Here is a 19745-nt window from a genome sequence, read left to right on the forward strand (position 1 = left end):
AGGGGGGAGGGGAGGTGCCGCGCGCGACGTGGGCGCGCTAGATTCGCCGCCGAGCCCCCATAGCCCAATTGGCAGAGGCAGCGGACTTAAAATCCGTCAAGTGTCGGTTCGAGTCCGACTGGGGGCACAGACCTGAAAGCGCAAGTCAGACGCAATTCGATGCTCACTCAGGCGCGAGCGGAGCGAAACCGCAGGATGGCCCCTGACAGCAGCCTGGCAGCAGGACGGCCTCCTTTGGGCAGGTCAGCCCCCGACACCGCCTTGGCGCAAGAAGTTCAGGGTGTAGCCCTGGTAAGTCAGGGTGTTGGGATCGAGCCCGATCAGCTCAAGGTAGGGGTTCCATTCGCGAGAGTCGACGAACCAGTCCCAACGGGTGATGTGCCCATCTTGGTTGGTCCAGATGTAGTCCCACTCGCGTAGTGAGAGGACCCTTCCGTCGGATGTGGTCCCCGCGTAGGTGTCGTGCGTAGCAAAACCCCAGTCGGTCGCGGTGCAATCGAAGGCGCTGACGAGACGCCAGTCGGGCATGTGTTTCCACCACATCCTGATCTCTGGCGTGAGCATGTCGCCATCCGGCGCGTATCTGGTCATCGCGGCCGCGAGTTCCTCTGAATAAAGATCGGCCATCGGTTGCGCAACGCCGCCGTTGAAGAGTGGACACATCATCACGGCTTCTGGTGCATAGATCCACTCATCGCCGTATGTGACGTAGTTGGTTTCTGGGGCTTTCGCATAGGCCTCCCAGTGAGCGCGGGCCATTCTTTCGTGGAGAGCCACGCGATCAGTCATGGAACTCGCCTTCATCGTTATTTAGATAACAGGCCATCAGTGTAAATCGCATTATTGGATTTTGAGAGCGATTGTTCTCCGTGCTTGCCAGGGGCCGACGTCCTTAAGTGCTCGACGGTTCTGGATTGCGCAGGGCGACTTCAGCGTCGTGGGGGTGCCTGGGGCAACACCGACCCCCGGGCGGCACTAGTCCGCGACGAGGTCGACGCGGGCCTGGTGCTGCAGAACGACGTGGTGGCCCCCTATCTGACCGATCTGACCACCGAGGAGCAGAAGGAGCGCTGGCTTCCCGGGGTGACTAGCGGCGAACTCATCGTGGCCATCGCCATGACCGAACCCGGCGCCGGCAGCGATCTTTCGGGCATCAGCACCCGAGCGGTCCGTGACGGCGACCATTACGTCATCGACGGCGCCAAGACGTTCATCTCGAACGGGCAGAACTGCGATCTCGTCGTGGTGGCGGCTCGCACCGGCGAGGACCGGCACCGGGGTCTCTCGCTCTTCGTCGTCGAGGCCGAAACCCCCGGTTTCGAGAAGGGGCGAAACCTCGACAAACTGGGACTGCACGGGCAGGACACCAGTGAGCTCAGCTTCACCGGCGCCCGCGTCCCAGCCGCCAACCTGCTGGGCGAAGAGGGCGCCGGCTTCTACCAACTGATGCGCAACCTGCCGCAGGAACGGCTGTCGCTCGCGGTCACCGCCGTCGCCGCCGCCGAGGGAGTGCTCGCCACCACCCTGGAATACGTCAAGCAGCGCAACGCTTTTGACAAGCCCGTCGGCACCTTCCAGCACAACCGGTTCCTGCTGGCTGAACTGTCCACCGAAGTCGAGATCGCCCGGGTGTTCATCGACCACTGCGTGGAGTTGCACACACGCAACGAACTCAGCGCGGCCACCGCCGCTAAGGCGAAGTGGTGGACCACCGAATTGCAGGTCCGAGTCGCCGACCGTTGCCTGCAGCTGCATGGCGGCTACGGCTACATGCGCGAGTACCCCGTGTGCCGGGCCTTCGCCGACGCCCGGATCCAGACCATCTATGGCGGAACCACCGAGATCATGAAAGAGATCATCGGTAAAGACCTTGGACTGTAACGACTTTCATCTACCGACAAGGAACGGCATGTTCACCGAGATACTCACCGACGTCACCGACGGCGTCGGCACCATCGCATTCAATCGCCCCGACCGCCGCAACGCACTGAGCCTGGAAGTGCTGGGCAACCTCAGCGACTGCCTCGACGAGTGGCGCACCAACCACGACGCGGCGGCCGTGGTGATCACCGGCGGCGACAACGTGTTCTGCGCGGGATTGGACCTGCAACTACAGTCCGGCTTCACCGATGAACTGCGCGGCACCTACTCCGATGCCTGTCTGCGCGCGTATGGCACCCTGCTGGACTACCCCAAACCGACCATTGCCGCGGTCGCCGGCCCGGCTCTCGGCGGCGGCTGCGACATTGCGGATTTTTACGACATCCGCATCGGCTCCGAAGACGTCATCATGGGATACCCACAGATCAAGATGGGCTTGACCCCGTACTTTTCGCCGTTGTGGAAGATCGTGGGACTCAGCCAGGCCAAGCTGCTGACCTTCACCGGTGACCGCATCGACGCCGCCGAGGCGTTCCGCATCGGTCTGCTGGACCGGCTCGTCCCCGCCGGACAAGCCGTCGTCGCCGCCAAAGAACTCGCGAAGTCGATCGCGGAAACCACCACCGCGTCCGCAATGATCAACAAGGAGATGGCATTGCGCTCTCCCGCCATGGACCCGATCGCCGCGCTCACCTATGAAACGCTGGCCTACCGCGAGGTCATCTGGCATCCCGACGTCATCGAGCGCATCGGCAACGCCTACCGCAAGCTGGGCGGTGGCAAGGGCCGCGGCTAACCGCGGATAGAGGGTAAAGAGCGCTACCGCGTTACCGTCGCACCATCGCCAAGAGCTCCGGCAGGGCTTCGCGGGCCGCGACGCCGAGTGAGCCCGAGGCTGCCACTGCGGAACCCTCGTCTTCACGATGGTCGAGCTGGTCTGCGGTCGCGACGATGCGGGATCCATTAACAGCAGAACCGGCCCCCATTCAGCCCAATGCTGGGGTCTAGATTTCAGGGCAGTGTGTCAACGTGGCTGGTTTGCATATCCGACGCATTTGACCGATCGAAGATTGAATGTGTGTTTCGATGGGGTCGGCGCTGACGTCATTGGTCTTGGGTGTCGGACTAGGCGAGCTGGATGACGCCGCTATCTGTGCCCGGCGGGCTTTCAGGAATGATGTGAAGATCATGAAATGCGCTGGGCCTGCCGGTTGAGAGCACTATGCTACCGAGAGCCAGACATGCTGCGTTCGCTGCGATTTGCAGAGAGGGTTCCGCTGGGATGACGGTCGATTTCAGCCTGCTCGGCGAGATCGAGGCTCGAGTTAACGGGCAGCGCCTGGAAATAGGCCATGCCCGTCAGCGGTGCGTCCTGGCCGCATTTCTGATTGACGTCAACCGCCCTATATCGGTCGACCAGCTGATCGATCGAGTGTGGTCCGACAAGCCGCCGCATAACGCAAGGAATTCGCTCGCGGGATATGTCTCCCGGCTGCGGAATTTGCTTGCCGACACCAATGACGCGGCAATTGCGCGGGAGCCGGGGGCATACGTCCTCAACACGGATCCGCTATCGGTGGACCTGCACCGCTTCCGGTCTCTGGTGGCATCGGCGCGGGCCAGCGCTGACCCGCAGGAAGCCGCTCGCCTCTACGATCAGGCGTTAGCCATCTGGTCAGGAGAACCGTTCGTCTCCTTGGATACCCCATGGATCAACCACGTCCGCGAGGCTTTGAAGGCCGAGCTGTTCGCGGTGCAACTGGACCGCAACGACGCGGCATTGCACAGTGGTAGACACGCTGAGTTGCTGGTCGAGCTAACCGCGGCGCAGGCGGCGAATCCGCTCGACGAACGGCTGGCTGGGCAGTTGATGCTGGCGCAGTTCCGCAATGGTCGCCAAGCGGATGCCCTGCACACTTATCTTCGGGTTCGCGAGCGGTTGGTTGAGGAGCTCGGCGTTGATCCAGGCTCGGCCCTGCGTGAGCTGCATCAGCAGATTCTCACCGGTGAGGCAGAGCAGCCGACCGCCCCGGGGACAACGCGGCCGGCGGCGGAGTCGCACCACCTTCCGCCACCACCTCACTCACCCGTCTTTGATCGGCCACACCCGGCACTGTTACGGCGCACCAACATTTTCGTCGGCCATCAGCACGAATTGAGGCGGGTCATCGACGCACTGGACCGCGCCCCGCTCGTGACCTTGACGGGCGTAGGCGGCGTCGGCAAAACGAGGCTCGCGCTCGAGGTCGCGAGGAACGAGCAGAAGCGCTTCGGCGACGGTGTGTGGATCTGCGAACTGGCACCACTGGAACACGGTGACGCCGTGGTGCACACCGTTGCGGCCAGTGTGTGGTTGCGGCAGCAGCCGGGCATGGACATCGAGGCGAGCGTCATCGAGTACCTGCGGGAGCGCGAGGTCTTGTTGGTGTTCGACAATTGCGAGCACGTGCTCGAGGCGGCTGCACGGTTGATCGACCGAATAGTGCGTCATTGCCCGCGGGTGTCGGTGCTGGCAACCAGCCGACAGCCGCTGGGTATCGACGGCGAGCGGATCATCGGCGTCCCGCCTCTCCAGGAAGAGGACGCGACCCGTCTGTTCGTCGAACGTGCCCGGGCCAGCCAACCGGACTTTGCTCTAGAGGACCAGCCGATGGCTGCGGTGATCGAGATCTGCCGCCGGGTTGATCGGCTGCCGCTGGGCGTCGAATTGGCGGCGGCACGAATGCGGGTGATGAGTATCCACGATGTGGCCCGACGCCCGGACTACCTGGCACTACTGCGGGGCGGGGCGCGCAACGCCCTGCCCCGGCAACAGAGTCTGGCCGAGACGATCGCGTGGTCCTACCGATTACTCACCGAGCCCGAACAATCGCTGTTCGCCCGACTATCGGTGTTCGCGGGACAGTTCGACCTGGAAGCGGCACACGGTGTGTGCGGTGAGCCCGGGGCCAGCGAGGACGACACGCTGGAAGTGCTGACCTACCTGGTCGACAAGTCCATGGTGCTGGCGCGGACCGACGATGAACGCACGCGTTACTCCCTGCTGGAGACGTTGCGGGCGTACGGACGCGAATGCTTGGAAAAGAAGAAGGTTGACGGGGAATTCGCGATGCGGCATGCGGTGTACTTCACCGAACTCGCCGAGCGTGCCGGAGCGGGCGTGCAGGGTCCCCAGGAGCAGGATTGGGTAGAGCGGATGATTCCCATCTACGACAATCTGCGTACGGCCTTCGAGTATGCGATGCACGAACGGGAATTCGATCTTGCGCTGCGGCTGGTCGCGGCAGTGCCGGAGCTGCTCGGTTGGCGGATCGGCTACGAGATAGCCGAGTGGGCCGAACGCGTCATCGCTGTTGCCGACCCCGACCATCCGCTGTTTTGCGCTGCGGTCGGAACGGCCAGCCGCGTCGCCTGGAATCACGCCGAGTATGCGCGGGCAAAATCGCTGGCGGGTCTGGCGGGGGGCGCGGTTCCCGGCCGAGGAAGTGCACGCGTCGTATACCCGGCAGATGTCCTGGCAGATGTCACCCTTTTCGAAGGGGACCCGCCCAAAGCCTTTGCGTACTGGGAGGCCGAGGCGGCGGCTGCCCGTCGTGCCGACGATCCGATCAGGCTGAGCTGGACGCTTTTTGTGGTCGCGATCTGTCAGGGTGTCATGCGCAATGACGACGTCGCAGTGCCTACGGCGCAGGAGGGTGTTGCCGCGGCAGAGCGCACGGGCAATCCGACGGCGCAGGCGATGGCATATTTCGCGCTGGGCTACTTACTCAGAAAGTCCGAACCCGAGCGTGCGCTCGCTCTGTTCGACGACGCGGCACGGTTGGCCGCCGACGTGCAGAATTTCTGGGTCTACGGCAGCGCGCTGATGGAAGCCGCGGCGACCCGAGCCGTGTACGGGGATCCAATCCTTGCGGCGCAGATGTTCATTTCGGTGCTCGAATTGTGGGACCGATTCGGCGATGTCACGCAGCAGTGGCTCTCCCTGCGCTATGTGGCGCGCCTGTTGATCCGGCTCGGTGGGCACGACGATGCCGCATTCCTTTACTGCGCATTCATCGACGCGGGAAAGCCGTCACCGCTCACCGCGTTCCAGATTGAGCTCATCGCCGATTATGTGGGTGCAGCCCGCCTCGATACGCATCGGACCCCAACCCTCAGTGCTGCCGCGCTGTCGGCGCGGGCGCGTTCAAGCCTGCAATGGCATTACGAACGCGCGGTCGCATCCACCGCATCTTGACATAGGTACGACACCTGCCTGGCGCTGACGCCGCCGGGCGGATTTTCTGCCCGCCATCCAGGACAAGCAGCCTTACCTGCGCATTTCATGATTTGCGAAGGTTCGCCAAATCGTCGTTCGGCACAGTCGACCGGGACAGGACACCAAGTTGCCAACCGGTCCAGGCGCTGTGAACAGCTGGGCGCCACGACGCCCTGCATCGGCGCGACCGTGCGAGAACGACGGAGGAGACGAGCGTGACGAACTTCTCGGTTTGGCCGCCGGAGGTTAATTCTGCGCAAATCCTCGGCGGCGCGGGCTCTGACCCGATGCTGCAGGCCGCGGCTGCCTGGCGCGGGCTGTCCATCGAATTGAACTCCGCCGCAACATCATTCCAATCGGTGGCGCTGGGGCTGGCAACCGAGTCATGGCAAGGCCCGGCGGCGTCGGCGATGGCGGCTGCGGCCGCACCCTATGTGGGGTGGCTGCAGTCGGCCGCCACGCAGGCCGAGCAGGCCGCAAGCCAGGTCACGGCGGCGGTCGAAGTCTTTGAGGCGGCGCGCGCCGCGATCGTGCATCCCGCGCTTATCGCGGCCAATCGTGCCCAGTTGGTCACGCTGGTGATGTCGAATGTGCTGGGTCAGAACGCGGCGGCGATCGCCGCCACCGAGGCGGAGTACGAGCAGATGTGGGCTGAAGATGTGGCGACGATGCTCGGCTACCATTCCGGGGCTTCGGCGGTCGTTTCGGGGTTGAGGCCGTTCACTCAGTCGCTGCACGGCCTCATGAGCGGGGCAGTCGCGGCTGTGAACAGCGCCGGCATAGCCGGACCCGCTGCCGCCAGTAGCCCACCGCAGCTTCCGTTTAGTGTGGCAAACAGTTTCAACCTGGGTCTCGCCAATATCGGTGGCCTGAATCTGGGCAACGCCAATATCGGTGACCTCAACCTGGGCAGCGGGAACGTCGGCAGCCTCAACTTCGGCAGCGGAAACCTCGGCAACCTCAACCTGGGCTGGGGCAACCTGGGCAGCGGCAACATCGGCTTCGGCAATCTGGGCGGCGAGAACTTCGGTTTCGGCAACCTTGGCGGAAGCAACTTCTGCTTCGGCAACATCGGCAACTTCAACATCGGCTTCGGCAATACCGGCAACTTCAACATCGGCTTCGGCAACACGGGCAATGGCAACATCGGCCTTGCCAGTACCGGCGACGGCAACTGGGGTATCGGTTTCACCGGCAACAACCTCGTCGGCTTCGGCGGCCTCAACTCCGGCACGAACAACGTTGGCCTGTTCAACTCGGGCACCGGAAACTCCGGATTCTTCAACTCCGGCGTCGGCAACCTTGGACTAGGAAACACCGGCAGTTTCAACACGGGATTATTCAACGCCGGAACCGCGAGCACCGGTTTCTTCAACGCCGGCATAGTCAGCACGGGCATCGGGAACGCCGGGAATTACAACTCGGGCCACTTCAACCTCGGGAACTTCAATACGGGTGGTTTCAATGTCGGTGACACCAACACCGGCTTCCACAACCCGGGCAATATCAACACCGGATCAATGAACATCGGGAATCTGAATACCGGCGCCCTCAACACTGGCGACATGAATAACGGATTCTTGTCGAGGAACAACGGTCAGGGCAACGCGGGATTTTCATATACCCTCACCATTCCGCGGATCCCGCTTGATCTGCCGTTGAGTGTTCCATTGGAACTGCCGGTAAGCGGCAGCGTGGGCAGCATCACCCTGCAGCCGTTCACCATCCCGATAATCGACCTAGGTCCAATCTCAAACCTCAGCGGCACCGTTGGCCCCATCAGGATGCCGTCCATCGTGGTTGACGGGCCTAGCATCTCCGTCCAAGTTGGCGGACCCGAAACCTTTATCGGCGTCAATGTCTATGGTGGTATCGGTCCCATCAACATTCCGCTCTTCGACATGCCCGCGGGCTCCGGCTTTAGAAATGAGACGACGGCCCCGTCGTCAGGTTTCTTCAACAGCGGCGCGGGCGGCACCTCTGGATTCGGAAACATCGGCGCCGGAAATTCGGGCTTCTTGAACGTATCGAACGGAGTCCTGGGCAACTCTGGTCTGCTTAATGCCGGCTCGCTGCAATCGGGCATCCAAAACCTGGGCAACTCGATCTCGGGCTACTACAACAGCGGCGGGCTAGATCCCCTAGCGTCGGCCCTCCGTTCCGGAGTCGGCAGCGTCGCCGGCCTGGGCACGGGCGGCGGGGTCAGCCTCGGTAGCCTCAGCCTGGGCGGCCTCAACCTGGGCAGCGGGAACGTCGGCAGCCTTAACTTCGGCAACGGAAACCTCGGCGACTTCAACGTCGGTTTCGGCAACTTCGGCAACCAGAATGTCGGTTTCGGCAATCTGGGCGGTGGGAACTTCGGCTTCGGCAACAGCGGCAACTTCAACATCGGGTTCGGCAATACCGGCGACTACAACATCGGCTTCGGCAACACGGGCAATGGCAACATCGGCCTTGCCAGTACCGGCGATGGCAACTGGGGCATTGGTTTCACCGGCAACAACCTCGTCGGCTTCGGCGGCTTCAACTCCGGCACGAACAACGTTGGCCTGTTCAACTCGGGCACCGGAAACTCCGGATTCGGAAACTCTGGCACTGGAAACTTCGGTATCGGCAACACCGGCAGCTTCAACACCGGTTTCTTCAACGCTGCCATCGCCAACACCGGCGTCGGCAACGCCGGCAGCTTCAATACCGGTTTCTTCAACGTTGGTGACTACAACACGGGGAGCTGGAATGTGGGCAACGTCAACACCGGAGACTTCAACCCCGGGAGCGTCAACACGGGCTATTTCAACAGCGGGAATACCAATACCGGATTCTTCAATTCGGGCGACTTAAACACCGGCGCCTTCAACTCGGGCACTGGCAATAACGGCTTCTTCTGGCGGGGGAATGGACAGGGCCAATTTAGTGATGGCTACGTCCTCGGGATCGCGGGGATCCCGCTAGAAATTGCGGCAGACGTCAACATCGCCATACCGGTTACCGGAGAAGTCACCGGCATTAAAGTCCATGGGTTCGACATCCCGGTCCCGATGGCGGTGAATTTTGTTATAAGTTTCGGTGACCTCGGCGTCAAACATATCAACCTCAACGGAACTATCCATACCACCGTCCCCGATATCATCGTCAACCGAATTACCCTCGACATCACCGCCGGACCTTCCCTCATGCATATACCGATCGTCAACACTGTGGGTCCGGTCACCATTCCGGTATTACACATTCCCGCATTGTCTGGTTTCGCCAACAACTCGACCAACCCGTCATCGGGATTCCTCAACTCGGGCACCGGTGGCAATTCGGGCTTCTTCAACTCGGGATCTGCCACCTCGGGGATGTTCAATGCGGCCAATCAGCTAGTCTCCGGTTTCAGCAATGGCGGGTCGCTGGCATCAGGCATCGCCAACCTCGGCACCATGATTTCGGGCATGTACAACGCCAACCCCCTGGGCCTCGCCGCCGCGGCTTTCACGTCGGGCATCGGAAACGTCGGCAGTGCGCTTTCCGGCTTCTTCGCCGACGGCACCGGGCGTTAGGGGCCCCAACGATGCACCCCCTGATCGGCAACGGTGCCTACGGTGGGGGGGCGGGGCAGGCTCTCGGCGATGACGCGCCGGTGTGGGTAGGAGGCGGTAGCGGTTCAGGCGGCAACGGGGTGGCGTCGCCGCCCCCGTGATGTGCGACACCCGACACGGGGCCAACTGAGTCGGTTGACCGACGGCCCGTGTTGCGCGGTCATGTCGTGGCGTTCAGGATTGCCGCACGAGCCGAAGTGAGCACTCGTACGCCGTGGCGGTGACCGAAGGAGCCAGCACTGACCTCAAACGACGACCCCCGTGCCGACATTGTCGCCCGCCAGTACGAGCGGTGGAGCTACCCGCACCCGATCGAAGACCTAAGAGCGTGGGCGGCAGTCAACTTTGAATGGTTTGACCCCGCTTACTCCCATCGAATTTTGTGGCCGGACCGTGAATACAAACCTGATCTCGATATCCTGATCGCGGGTTGTGGCACAAATCAAGCGGCGATTTTCGCATTCAACAACCGTGCGGCCAAAGTCGTGGCGGTCGATGTCAGCCAGGCGTCGCTGGACAATCAACAACGTCTGAAAGACAAGTACGGGTTGGCGAATTTGGAGCTGCATCAGCTTCCGATCGAAGAGTTGACCAGCCTCGGGCGCGACTTCGATCTCGTCGTATCCACGGGTGTCTTGCATCACATGGCCGACCCGCAGGCCGGCATGAACGCGTTGGCCAAATGCGTACGGCGAGAAGGGGTCATAGCGGTGATGCTGTACGGGCGGTACGGCCGCATCGGAATCGAAATGTTGGAATCGATCTTCCGCGACATGGACTTTCGGCAGGATGACGCATCGCTAGATCTCGTCAAAGCGGCACTTCGGGTGATTCCGGCGCACCACCCCATCCAGAACTACCTGAAAAAGGCGATGGATTTAACTTGCGACGCCGCCCTGGTGGATACGTTTCTGCACGGCCGACAGCGCAGCTACTCGGTGGAGGAGTGCATTGATCTGGTCACCTCCGCCGGACTGGTATTCCAGGGATGGTTCCACAAGGCTCCGTATTACCCGCACGATTTCTTCGTGAAAGACAACAAGTTCTATGCCGCGGTAAATACGTTGCCTGACGTCAAGGTCTGGTCCGTGATGGAACGGCTGGAGCCATTGAGTGCGTCCCATCTGTTCATGGCGTGCCGCCCCGACCGGCCGAAAGAGCAATACACGATCGACTTTTCGACGGCTGCCTGCCTCGATTACGTTCCGCTGATACGTACTCGCTGCGGAGTATCCGGGACCGAGATGTTTTGGCCGGGCTTCCGCATGAAGCCCGCTCCTCTTCAGTTGGCCTTTCCGAAACACGTCGATGGGCAACGCACAATCCGAGAGATCGCTGAGCTCGTGGCGCGCAGCGGTGAGCCAGTGCAGGGTATGGTGCCAGACCTCGAGGAATTCGGCCGCAAGCTGTTTCAATCGCTGTGGCGCCTCGACTTTGTCGCGATGGCAATCGATTCGAACCAGCACGCATAGGACCCGAGGTGTCGGCTCTGTTGCGTGGCAAATTTTCATCGAATGCCCACACTCCGCTTAACGGCGCGTCGTAGTATTCATCTCGCTCGTCCGCAAACACGCTGCTCAACGGCCTGCATGACCCTGCCAATCCCGTCAGCGAAGACGTGGACGCGGTCGTAGGCGGATGTGATCAATAGACGTTCAAGGGGAGTCAATGAATTTCAAGCTTGCTCGTCGCGGCGCTGCGGTAGTGGGTTGTGCTGCAGCATTTGTGCTTTCTGCTCCGGTGGCCAACGCCGAGCCGCTGGACCCCCACCAGCCGGACATGACGAAGGGCTGGTGTCCCGGTGGTCGGTGGGGGTGGGGCAATTTAGCCGTCTGCGACGGCGAGAAGTACCCGGACGGGTCATTCTGGCATCAGTGGATGAAGACATGGATGGTCGGCCCGCAGTTCTACTACGACTGCGTCAGCGGCGACGAGCCGCTGCCCGGTCCGCCACCGCCCGGCGGCTGTGAAGGGGCCATTCCGCCCGAGTAGCTGTCCGGGGCAGGTTCGCGGTCGCCGCGAACGGCTTGCGGCTTCGGCCTCCAGCGTCGAGTCGCACCGCACTAGCCGCTCTAGAGACCAACGGTTGCGTGGGTGTTATTGCAGATGACACGCTGTCACGGAATTGCGATGAAGCGCCACCGGCTGTCGGGCCATGCCGGAGAAAAGTTGGCAACCGTTGTCCCCGTTGCAGCCGTCGCCAGGGGGAGGGAGGCTCGTGTCGATAAGTCCTTCTCGACTGCGCCTCTATGTCTTCGTTCTGGTAGCACTTCTGGCGATCATCAACGCGCTGGCGCTGTGGGGGCAACATGCGGCTGAGCGCGGCGCGGCGATTCTCCAGGTTTGTACGGGGACGGCGGCGGTCGTCTGTGGGCTGGTGGGCGCTCGGCGAGCGAAAGGCTTGTCGCGTTGGTGGCGCCTTATCTATCTCGCGGCGGTGCTGTTCTGGCTGATCGGTCAGGTGCTGTGGTTTACGGCTAGTCCCAACGCGGACGCCGTCGCGCCCACCCCGGCAGTTGTCTTCAATTCCTTGCTACCGGCGTTCGCCCTTGCATCGCTGGTTCTGCTGGTGCGTTCGAGCGGCAGGATATTCGGACCGGGTGGCCTGCTGTACCACCCCCCGGTCACCAGCCTTCTCGACGGCGTGGTGGCAGCGGCGGCGTTCCTGATCCTGGCATCTTTCGGTGGATTCGGCGCGGGGTCGCCGGCTTCGCTGCCGCGGTCGGGTAACCCGGCCGTCGAAGTGACGTTCTCGGTGTCCGTGGTCGTCGTGGTGGGCGTCGCGGTCCTGGTCGCCATGGTGTACGACGCGGCCAGGCCATACCGGACGAACTATCTGCTGCTGGCCGGCGGTCTCGTGTTGATGGCCGTTGCGGACAGGGTGATCGCCTACTTCCGCTCGGTGGGCACGGCGGAAGGTGAAGTGTATGGCGACATCGGGTTGATCCTCGGCCCGGTGATGATCGGCTTCGCGATGTTCGAGTATCCGGTGCGGACGGCGGAAGACGTCGGACTCGGCCGCGGAATTGACTGGGCGCACCTGATCTTGCCGTACGTCGGGTTCTTGGGAACCTGCCTGCTGTTCGCCTTCCACGTGCTCGCCGGTCGGTCGCTGAGCGCCATTGCGGTCTGCGTGACCGTGCTCATGGTCCTGCTGGTGACACTGCGCCAGGTGATCGCCATGGGGGCGCAGCGCTTGCTGACGCAACGCCTCTATCGCGCCCAGCAAGGACTCGCGCATCAGGTACACCATGACTTGCTTACCGAGCTGCCCAATCGGCTGTTGTTCTCCCGCCGCCTCGACGAGGCGATGCAGGTCGGCGGCTTCGTGCTGATCTTCGTCGACCTCGACGACTTCAAAGAGATCAACGACCGCTTCGGGCACGCCGCCGGCGACGAACTGCTTCGTGCGGTGGGGGAGCGACTCAAGCGATGCGTATCGGAGAACGACACGTTGGCCCGGATCGGTGGCGACGAGTTCGCGATCCTCATCCACGAAGAGCCCGAGGAACTCGAGACGGTCAGTGACCGGGTGCGGGTGGCGCTGCGCGATCCCTTCCCGCTGCACGGCTCCTCGGTGCGTGTCCGGGCCAGCCTCGGCGTCGTACGGCCGGACACCGAAGACGGACTTCAGACGTCCGACGACCTACTGCGGAAAGCCGACATCTCGATGTACGCGGGCAAACGCCTCGGCAAGAACACCGCGGTGATCTACCAACCGTTGACGGGAGTGCGGGCTGACTTCCCGACCGCGCTGCGTGCGGCCCAAGGCGGCGTACCCGACGGGTTCAGCCTGGTCTACCAGCCGGTGGTGCGACTCCCGGAACAGACCCTGGTGGCCGTGGAGGCTTTGGCCCGATGGACCGCGCCCAACGGCATGCAGATCGCTCCCGAAACATTCGTGGTAACCGCCGAGGCCGCAGGACTCGGTGCCAACCTGGATGCGATGGTGCTCGACCTGGCCTGTTATGAGGTCCAGCGCGCTGGCTTGGACGTCGACATCCACGTCAACATCGGTGCGGCACGCCTGGGGAACACCGGTTTCGACGAGCGTGTGAGACGGACGATGAAACGGCATCGAATCGATCCGGGGCGGCTCGTCGTCGAGATCACCGAGACGGTTCCGATCGTCGACCTCAGTGATGCGACGGCCCAGATCGAGCTGCTCAATGAGCTCGGCGTGCGGGTGGCGCTCGACGATTTCGGCGCGGGGTACAACTCGCTGACCTACCTGCACGCCCTGCCGGTGCACATTGTCAAGCTGGACCGCAGCCTCGCCGTCGGGGTCGATCCCGCGCGCGATATGGCCATGTACCGCTCGGTGTTCGGGCTCTGCGCCGAGCTGGGCTTCGAGGTGATCGCGGAGGGCATCGAGACGACGGCCCAGCTGGACACCATCGCGGGCGCCGGAGTTCGCCTCGCGCAGGGTCATCTTTTTGGACGGCCTGTGCGGATCGACGAGATCGCCGATGCGAGGCGAGCATGCCAGCACGCCATGTAACCAGGCGAGTCGGGCGGATGAGGTTGACTTCCACGACGTGAGCGAACTTTTCGGGGCGTTGTGTCCGTGTGGCAGTGGAGCGGTCCATCAGGCGTGCTGCGGGCCGTTGCTTCATGGTGAGCGGCAGGCTTCGACGGCCGAAGAGCTGATGCGGTCCAGGTATTCGGCGTACGCCTGCGGCGACGCCGACTATCTGTTCCGCACTTGGCATCCGCGAACGCGGCCGGTCGAGGTGACGGTCGATCCCGCCGTCGTCTGGACCGGCCTTGAGGTGCTCGCCGCCGCCGCGGGCGGTCCGGACGATGAAATCGGGGAAGTGGAGTTCACTGCGCACTTCAAGGCCGGGGGCCGCGCCGACAGCATGCACGAGCGCAGTCGCTTCCAGCGGCGCGCCGGCCGATGGTTTTACGTCGACGCCGTACCCGACTAGGCCGAACAGGCGCGGCTTACGTGTGGAAATGCCGCACCCGGGTATAAATGCGGGCGTATGACTACAGCACGGACACAACCGGATCAGCGCGAGCTCGACAGCGTCCGGCGAATGGTAGACGGGATCTCCCAGGCGTTCGCGGCCAAGATCGTCGGGCAGCGCGACCTGCGTGAGTCCTTGCTGATCGGCCTGCTCACGGGCGGCCACATCCTGCTCGAAAGTGTGCCGGGCCTGGCCAAGACCACCGCCGCGAAGGTGCTCGCCGAGGCGGTGCACGGTCGCTTTCAACGCGTCCAATGCACGCCTGACCTGCTGCCCAGCGACATCATCGGCACCCAGATCTATGACTCGGCGACCACCTCGTTCGTCACCCAGCTGGGCCCCGTGCACTCCAACATCCTGTTGCTCGACGAGATCAACCGGTCGAGCGCCAAAACCCAGAGCGCGATGCTCGAGGCGATGGAAGAGCGGCAGACCACGATCGGCGGGCAGGTGTACCCCATCGCGGAGCCGTTCCTGGTCATCGCCACCCAGAACCCCGTCGACCAGGAGGGCACCTACCCGCTCTCCGAGGCGCAGACCGACCGCTTCCTCCTCAAGGAGATCGTGCGCTACCCCTCCCCGGAGGAGGAAGTGGAAGTGATGTCGCGTATCGACGCCGGGATCTACGACAAAGGCCAGCCCACGAGGCCGGTGGTCAGCCTCGACGATGTGCTGCGGTTGCAGCACCTGGTGCGCCAGGTTCACATGGACCGGGCGCTGGTGCTCTATGCCAGCCAACTGGTCGACGTCACCCGCCACCCGGCACAGAAGCTGCCCAAGCAGATCGCGCGCCTCATCGAGTACGGCGCCAGCCCCCGTGCCACCATCGCGTTCTGCAAGGCCGCACGGGCACGTGCGGTGCTGTCCGGCCGGGCGCACGTGTTGCCCGAGGACATTGCGAAGCTTGCGCACCGGGTGCTGCGGCATCGGCTCATCCTCGGTTTCGAAGCGGCCAGCGCCAACGTCACCCCCGAGACCGTGATCGACGCCGTGATGCGTGTCGTCCGGGTCCCCTGACGTGCCAAAGGGTCACTAGGGCTAACCGTGGGCAAGCACCTCAACCGGGCGAAAGCGCATTTCGGCACCGACACCCGCGGCCTGCTTGAAGGCGGTCGTTACGCGCTGACGCATACGCGCAGCATGGAGTTCGACGACCTGCGCGAATACGTGCCGGGCGACGACGTGCGAGACATCGACTGGAAGGCATCCGCGCGGTCAGGCACCGTGCTGATCAAACGGTTCGTCTCCGAGAAGCACCATAAAATCCTGCTTGTCGCCGACGCCGGCCGGAACATGGCGGCGCTCGCCCCCAGCGGTGAGTACAAGCGCGACGTCGCCGCGCACATCATGGGCGCGGTCGGATTGATCGGGTTGCGCCGCTCCGATCAGATCGGCATGGTCTACGGCGACCGCCGCGGCTCGGTGAATATCCCGCAGCGGCGCGGCGAGCCGCACATCGAGGGACTGCTGCACCGCTGGTATCAGCACACCGTCGCCGATCCCGCAACGAGCGACATCACCGTCCAACTCGACTATGTCGCAACGCATTACCGACACACAATGCTGATCATCGTGGTGTCCGACGAACCCGATTTCGACGAGGCGCTCAGCGAGTTGCTCGTCAAACTGGGTGCACGGCACGACATCCTGTGGGCGATGGTGTCGGACATGCCCGCGGTGGGCCCGGACAACACCGACGGATTCGACGTCGCCACCGGCCGTTTCGTCCTCAACGGCGCCGACCTGGGCCCGCGGGTGGTCGACGCGTACCGCCGCGCCGAGCAGGCGCGCCGCGACCGCCTCGACACGTTCCTGACCCGGCACACGGTCCCCCACGCGACCATCGCCGGCAGTGGTGACATCCGACGCGAGCTCGTCGGCCTGACCGAGGTGGCTGCCCGTGCCGGATGAGCTGCTGCGCCATGTCTTTGGGCCGCAGTCGTATTCCTGGACCTGGCTGTGGTTGGCCGTGCTGCTGATCTCCCTCGTAATCGGTTGGTACGCCGGAATTTTCGTGTGGACGCAACCGTCGGAGCGATTGCGACGGATGCCCGTCGTGCGGCGGATGCACGCCCGGCTGATCCGCTTCCGATTCGCCCGTCGCGTTCGCGGCATTGCCGACGAGCATGTTGCGGGACGGATGTCGGCGGCGGCGGCGAGCGCCGCGATCGCCCGGACGATACGCAGTTTTCTGCATCAGGTGACCGGTGAGCGGGCCCAGTACCTGCACATCGAAACCCTGACCGTGGCGGCCGGCGGGCAACTGGCTCCGGCTGTTCCGCTGCTCACCCGGCTTGGTGACGCGCAGTTCAACCCGGAGGCCGGGGTGAACGAAGCCTGGATGGCTGACGTCAGTGCCCGGGCACAGGAGTTGATTCGCTCGTGGACCTGAAGTGGTGGCCGGTAGTGGCCGTCGCCTGCGCCTGCTTCGCCGCGACCGTGCTGCTGGCCGCGCTGTTGCCGATGACGCGCCTGCGCAAGCGGCTTCGCCCGTTGGCCAACGTCGCACGCCTCACGCGGTTGCCCGAGTACGCGAAGGTGGCCCGGCTGCGTACGTGGTCGACCATTGCGACCCTGATATTGCTCACGGTCACATTCGGCGCCGCAGCCTGGGCCGGTGCCCGCCCGGCCGGGGCCAGCAAGGGCCTGGACGCGACCCATCCCGAAGACATCATGATCTGCGTCGGCCAGCCGGTGACCGACGCCGCGACGGCCGAGCTACTCGACTACTTCGCGCGGCAAGCCGGTGATTCCTATCAGACCCAGCGCATCGGCCTGACATCGGTGAACCGTCGCGTGGTGCCGCTTACCCGGGACTACCAGTACGCCGCGGCGCAATTCGCCGACTATGCCCGCGCTGGTGCGGCAGAGTCGGCAGCGTTCGCCCCGCGGGTGCCCTATCTCGACTACGCCGCCAGCGTGAATGACTCGCTGGCGCTGTGTATCTCGGGCTTTCCTTCATTCGAGAAGCGCAGCACGCACCGGCGCTCGGTGATCTATCTGGGCCCCTCGGACCTCCGCGTTGCCGGAGATCGCCGCGCCACCCTGTTCGCCGGCGGAAGCGTGCGGGATCTCGCCGACCGTGCAGGTGTGCAGCTGAATGTGATCGACACCGCCCCTTCACCTGCTAGCGGGTCGCTGCTGGCGCTGACCGAGCAGACCGGTGGCCGGTACCTGGCGCCGGATTTGGAATCGGGAGCTGGCGCAGTCACGAAGGCGGTCAACGAAATTCGGGCCAACACCCCACCGGCGCGGTTGGCGGACGGCGCGGTCGTGGAGGCCGAATTCTTCGACGCGCCGGTGCTGCCACTGGCAATCGGAATGGTGTCGGCGGCCGTGCTTTCGGTGACCCTGTTGATGTTGCGCCGATGACGTTTCAACCTGTTTTGCCCTGGGCGATCCTCGCCGTCGTCGTCGGCGCGCTAATCCTGGGACGTCTGGTGGCGCTGCGGCAGCTGCTGTGGACGAATAACACGGCACGTCGATGGCGCGTAGTGCTGCGGTGGAGTGGGGTGACGTTGGCGGTGCTGCTTCTCCTTGCCGCGACCACCCGTCCAGCACTGCGCCACAACGAAATTCGTCGGGGAACGGCCGCCGCCGGCGCGAACCTCAACGTGTTTCTGGTCGTCGACCGGTCGGCCGACTCGGGCGTCGCGGATTACGGCACCGGCGAACAACGCATCGCGGGCATGCGCGAAGACATCGAAGCCGTGCTGAAGCGATACCCCGCGGCGCGGTACGCGGTCGTCGGCGTCGGCTCGCGAGCCGTGCTGGATTGGCCGCTGTCCGAGGATGTCTGGAGTCTGCGCCCGACCATCGCCGCCCTCAGTTCCTACCAGAACGAGCCCGACGCGGGGTCGGACGTCAACAACGTTGCGGCGGGCAATGTGTTGCGGTATCAGCTGGCCCAAGCCGTCCAGCACTATCCGGGTTCGCGAAATGTGGTGCTGTACTTCGGTTCCGGGGCGCCCGGTTCGCGCGCGCCGCAGCGCATCTTCGACCTTACGCAGAGCCGGGTGCACGGGGGAGCGGTGCTGGGCTACGGCCGCAGCGAGACGATCGACGAACCCGAATTGCGGCAAGTCGCAACGGACCTCGGCGTGCCCTACCTGCACCGCGATCCGGGTCAACCCTTCCAGCCGGACCTGCCCGACACTCCAGACGGCACGAGGATCGAGGCGGCGGCCGCGCAACGCCTCGAGTTGTATTGGCTGCCCGCGCTGCTCGCCGCGGGACTGCTGCTCATCGAGATCTACCTCTCGGTTCGGGAGTTCCGACGCGGCCGCATCGCTCGACGGGACTTGGCGCCGTGACGGCGCGACCCGCCCGGCTGCGGCTGCGGCGGCGGCTGCTGATCTACTCGGCCCCGCTGACCGTCATCGCCCTGCTGGTGGCCGCCAAATTGATATCTGTTGTCGTGGTGGGGGATTCGGCGGCCGACTCCTTCGCCGCTGGTGATGCCAACGCGGTGCGGGCCGATGCGGCGGTGCTAGGTGTGGCCAACCTGGTGGAGCCGGCCAAGGCGCCGTTCGCCGCCGGCGCGGCCGCGGTGCTGGACGGTCGGCTGGAGGACGCCGACAGCAAGTTCACCGCCGCATCGGCCCGCACCGCGTTCGCCGACTCCTGCCTGGTGCGGGTAAACCTCGAATTGGTCCGCGAAACGCAGGGCGACCGAGCCGCCGTGACAGGTGACCGGGTCCGTGCCGCCGAACGCTACGGCAGCGCGCTGAGCGTCGTCGAGAGCGCGCCGCAAGGTTGCTTCGCCGGCAACCGCGACCCCGACGCGCAGCGGCGGAGCCTGCGTCAGGACGCGGCGAGCCGGTTGGCGGCCAAGATGTCACCCAGTGCCCCGCCGCCAGGGGCGCCGCCGCCACCACCGCCGATCGCGTTGCCGCCTCCGCCGCCGCCCCCGGTTCCCGCCGCCGCACCCGACAGCGGGGATATTCCGCCACGTCGGCTCGATCCGACGGCGGGCGACCCGCTGGACAAGTTGCAGCAGGTGCTGCAGGATGCGGCGGGCGCCGCGCCCCCGGGCCCGTGAGGGTTCTAGCG

16 protein-coding genes, 1 tRNA gene and 1 pseudogene are annotated in these 19745 nt (G+C 64.2%); 16 read left to right on the top strand and 2 right to left on the bottom strand.

What is annotated here, in order from left to right:
• Positions 1-53: 53 nt before the first annotated feature.
• Positions 54-127 (top strand) — tRNA-Leu (locus BST27_RS24860).
• Positions 128-243: 116 nt separating this feature from the next.
• Here the strand turns inward: BST27_RS24860 and BST27_RS24865 are convergent.
• Entirely contained in the window at positions 244-789 is a 546-nt protein-coding gene (locus tag BST27_RS24865; protein ID WP_069422600.1) for a hypothetical protein, read from the bottom strand.
• Between the two features lie 183 nt (positions 790-972).
• Between BST27_RS24865 and BST27_RS24870 the strand changes: the two are divergent.
• Both BST27_RS24870 and BST27_RS24875 read left to right on the top strand, forming a co-directional pair.
• Positions 973-1881 (top strand): annotated as a pseudogene (locus BST27_RS24870) (acyl-CoA dehydrogenase family protein); the annotation flags it as partial.
• A gap of 28 nt (positions 1882-1909) precedes the next feature.
• Positions 1910-2677: an enoyl-CoA hydratase/isomerase family protein gene (locus tag BST27_RS24875; RefSeq protein ID WP_069422596.1), complete on the top strand. Its 768-nt coding sequence runs from the start codon at positions 1910-1912 to the stop codon at positions 2675-2677.
• Between the two features lie 31 nt (positions 2678-2708).
• On the opposite strand, the gene BST27_RS32585 is transcribed toward BST27_RS24875, so the two are convergent.
• Entirely contained in the window at positions 2709-2867 is a 159-nt protein-coding gene (locus BST27_RS32585; RefSeq protein ID WP_156789334.1) for a hypothetical protein, read from the bottom strand.
• 296 nt (positions 2868-3163) lie between these two features.
• Here BST27_RS32585 and BST27_RS24880 point away from each other — a divergent pair, with 296 nt between their 5' ends.
• From BST27_RS24880 to BST27_RS24935, 13 genes are all read left to right on the top strand, one after another.
• The gene (locus BST27_RS24880) at positions 3164-6118 is read left to right on the top strand and encodes an AfsR/SARP family transcriptional regulator (protein WP_083148662.1); all 2955 of its coding nucleotides are present in this window, start codon (positions 3164-3166) and stop codon (positions 6116-6118) included.
• A 236-nt stretch (positions 6119-6354) separates the two neighbouring features.
• Positions 6355-9681 (top strand): PPE family protein, encoded by a 3327-nt coding sequence (locus BST27_RS24885; protein ID WP_249025718.1) that lies wholly within the window; start codon positions 6355-6357, stop codon positions 9679-9681.
• A gap of 11 nt (positions 9682-9692) precedes the next feature.
• Positions 9693-9821, top strand: coding sequence for a hypothetical protein (locus BST27_RS34635; RefSeq protein WP_282957599.1), 129 nt, complete (start codon positions 9693-9695; stop codon positions 9819-9821).
• A gap of 138 nt (positions 9822-9959) precedes the next feature.
• A complete protein-coding gene (locus BST27_RS24890) occupies positions 9960-11192 on the top strand; it encodes a class I SAM-dependent methyltransferase (RefSeq protein ID WP_069422272.1) in 1233 nt (410 codons plus the stop codon).
• 196 nt (positions 11193-11388) lie between these two features.
• Positions 11389-11712, top strand: coding sequence for a hypothetical protein (locus tag BST27_RS24895; RefSeq protein ID WP_069422273.1), 324 nt, complete (start codon positions 11389-11391; stop codon positions 11710-11712).
• A gap of 232 nt (positions 11713-11944) precedes the next feature.
• Positions 11945-14221: a putative bifunctional diguanylate cyclase/phosphodiesterase gene (locus tag BST27_RS24900; RefSeq protein ID WP_372515529.1), complete on the top strand. Its 2277-nt coding sequence runs from the start codon at positions 11945-11947 to the stop codon at positions 14219-14221.
• Between the two features lie 37 nt (positions 14222-14258).
• Complete coding sequence (locus tag BST27_RS24905; protein ID WP_232007451.1) at positions 14259-14651, top strand: YchJ family protein; 393 nt, start codon at positions 14259-14261, stop codon at positions 14649-14651.
• Between the two features lie 57 nt (positions 14652-14708).
• Complete coding sequence (locus BST27_RS24910) at positions 14709-15710, top strand: AAA family ATPase (protein ID WP_069422275.1); 1002 nt, start codon at positions 14709-14711, stop codon at positions 15708-15710.
• A 27-nt stretch (positions 15711-15737) separates the two neighbouring features.
• Entirely contained in the window at positions 15738-16604 is an 867-nt protein-coding gene (locus BST27_RS24915; protein WP_069422276.1) for a DUF58 domain-containing protein, read from the top strand.
• Positions 16594-17085, top strand: coding sequence for a hypothetical protein (locus BST27_RS24920; RefSeq protein WP_069422277.1), 492 nt, complete (start codon positions 16594-16596; stop codon positions 17083-17085). Before BST27_RS24915 ends, BST27_RS24920 begins: the two co-directional genes overlap by 11 nt.
• On the top strand, positions 17076-18065 hold the full coding sequence (locus tag BST27_RS24925; RefSeq protein WP_069422278.1) for a hypothetical protein: 990 nt from the start codon (positions 17076-17078) through the stop codon (positions 18063-18065). The genes BST27_RS24920 and BST27_RS24925 overlap by 10 nt, the downstream gene beginning before the upstream one ends.
• The gene (locus BST27_RS24930) at positions 18062-19006 is read left to right on the top strand and encodes a vWA domain-containing protein (RefSeq protein ID WP_069422279.1); all 945 of its coding nucleotides are present in this window, start codon (positions 18062-18064) and stop codon (positions 19004-19006) included. Before BST27_RS24925 ends, BST27_RS24930 begins: the two co-directional genes overlap by 4 nt.
• Positions 19003-19734, top strand: coding sequence for a hypothetical protein (locus tag BST27_RS24935; protein WP_139805352.1), 732 nt, complete (start codon positions 19003-19005; stop codon positions 19732-19734). Before BST27_RS24930 ends, BST27_RS24935 begins: the two co-directional genes overlap by 4 nt.
• Positions 19735-19745: the final 11 nt, after the last annotated feature.

It is taken from the genome of Mycobacterium intermedium (assembly GCF_002086275.1).
Classification (GTDB): Bacteria; Actinomycetota; Actinomycetes; order Mycobacteriales; family Mycobacteriaceae; genus Mycobacterium; species Mycobacterium intermedium.

What these genes read in the sequence shown, in the direction of transcription:
- BST27_RS32585 (WP_156789334.1), bottom strand. Translation starts at nt 2,867, where the DNA reads ATGGGGGCCGGTTCTGCTGTTAATGGATCCCGCATCGTCGCGACCGCA.
- BST27_RS24865 (WP_069422600.1), bottom strand. Translation starts at nt 789, where the DNA reads ATGACTGATCGCGTGGCTCTCCACGAAAGAATGGCCCGCGCTCACTGG.
- BST27_RS24880 (WP_083148662.1), top strand. Translation starts at nt 3,164, where the DNA reads ATGACGGTCGATTTCAGCCTGCTCGGCGAGATCGAGGCTCGAGTTAAC.
- BST27_RS24910 (WP_069422275.1), top strand. Translation starts at nt 14,709, where the DNA reads ATGACTACAGCACGGACACAACCGGATCAGCGCGAGCTCGACAGCGTC.
- BST27_RS24895 (WP_069422273.1), top strand. Translation starts at nt 11,389, where the DNA reads ATGAATTTCAAGCTTGCTCGTCGCGGCGCTGCGGTAGTGGGTTGTGCT.
- BST27_RS24930 (WP_069422279.1), top strand. Translation starts at nt 18,062, where the DNA reads ATGACGTTTCAACCTGTTTTGCCCTGGGCGATCCTCGCCGTCGTCGTC.
- BST27_RS24875 (WP_069422596.1), top strand. Translation starts at nt 1,910, where the DNA reads ATGTTCACCGAGATACTCACCGACGTCACCGACGGCGTCGGCACCATC.
- BST27_RS34635 (WP_282957599.1), top strand. Translation starts at nt 9,693, where the DNA reads ATGCACCCCCTGATCGGCAACGGTGCCTACGGTGGGGGGGCGGGGCAG.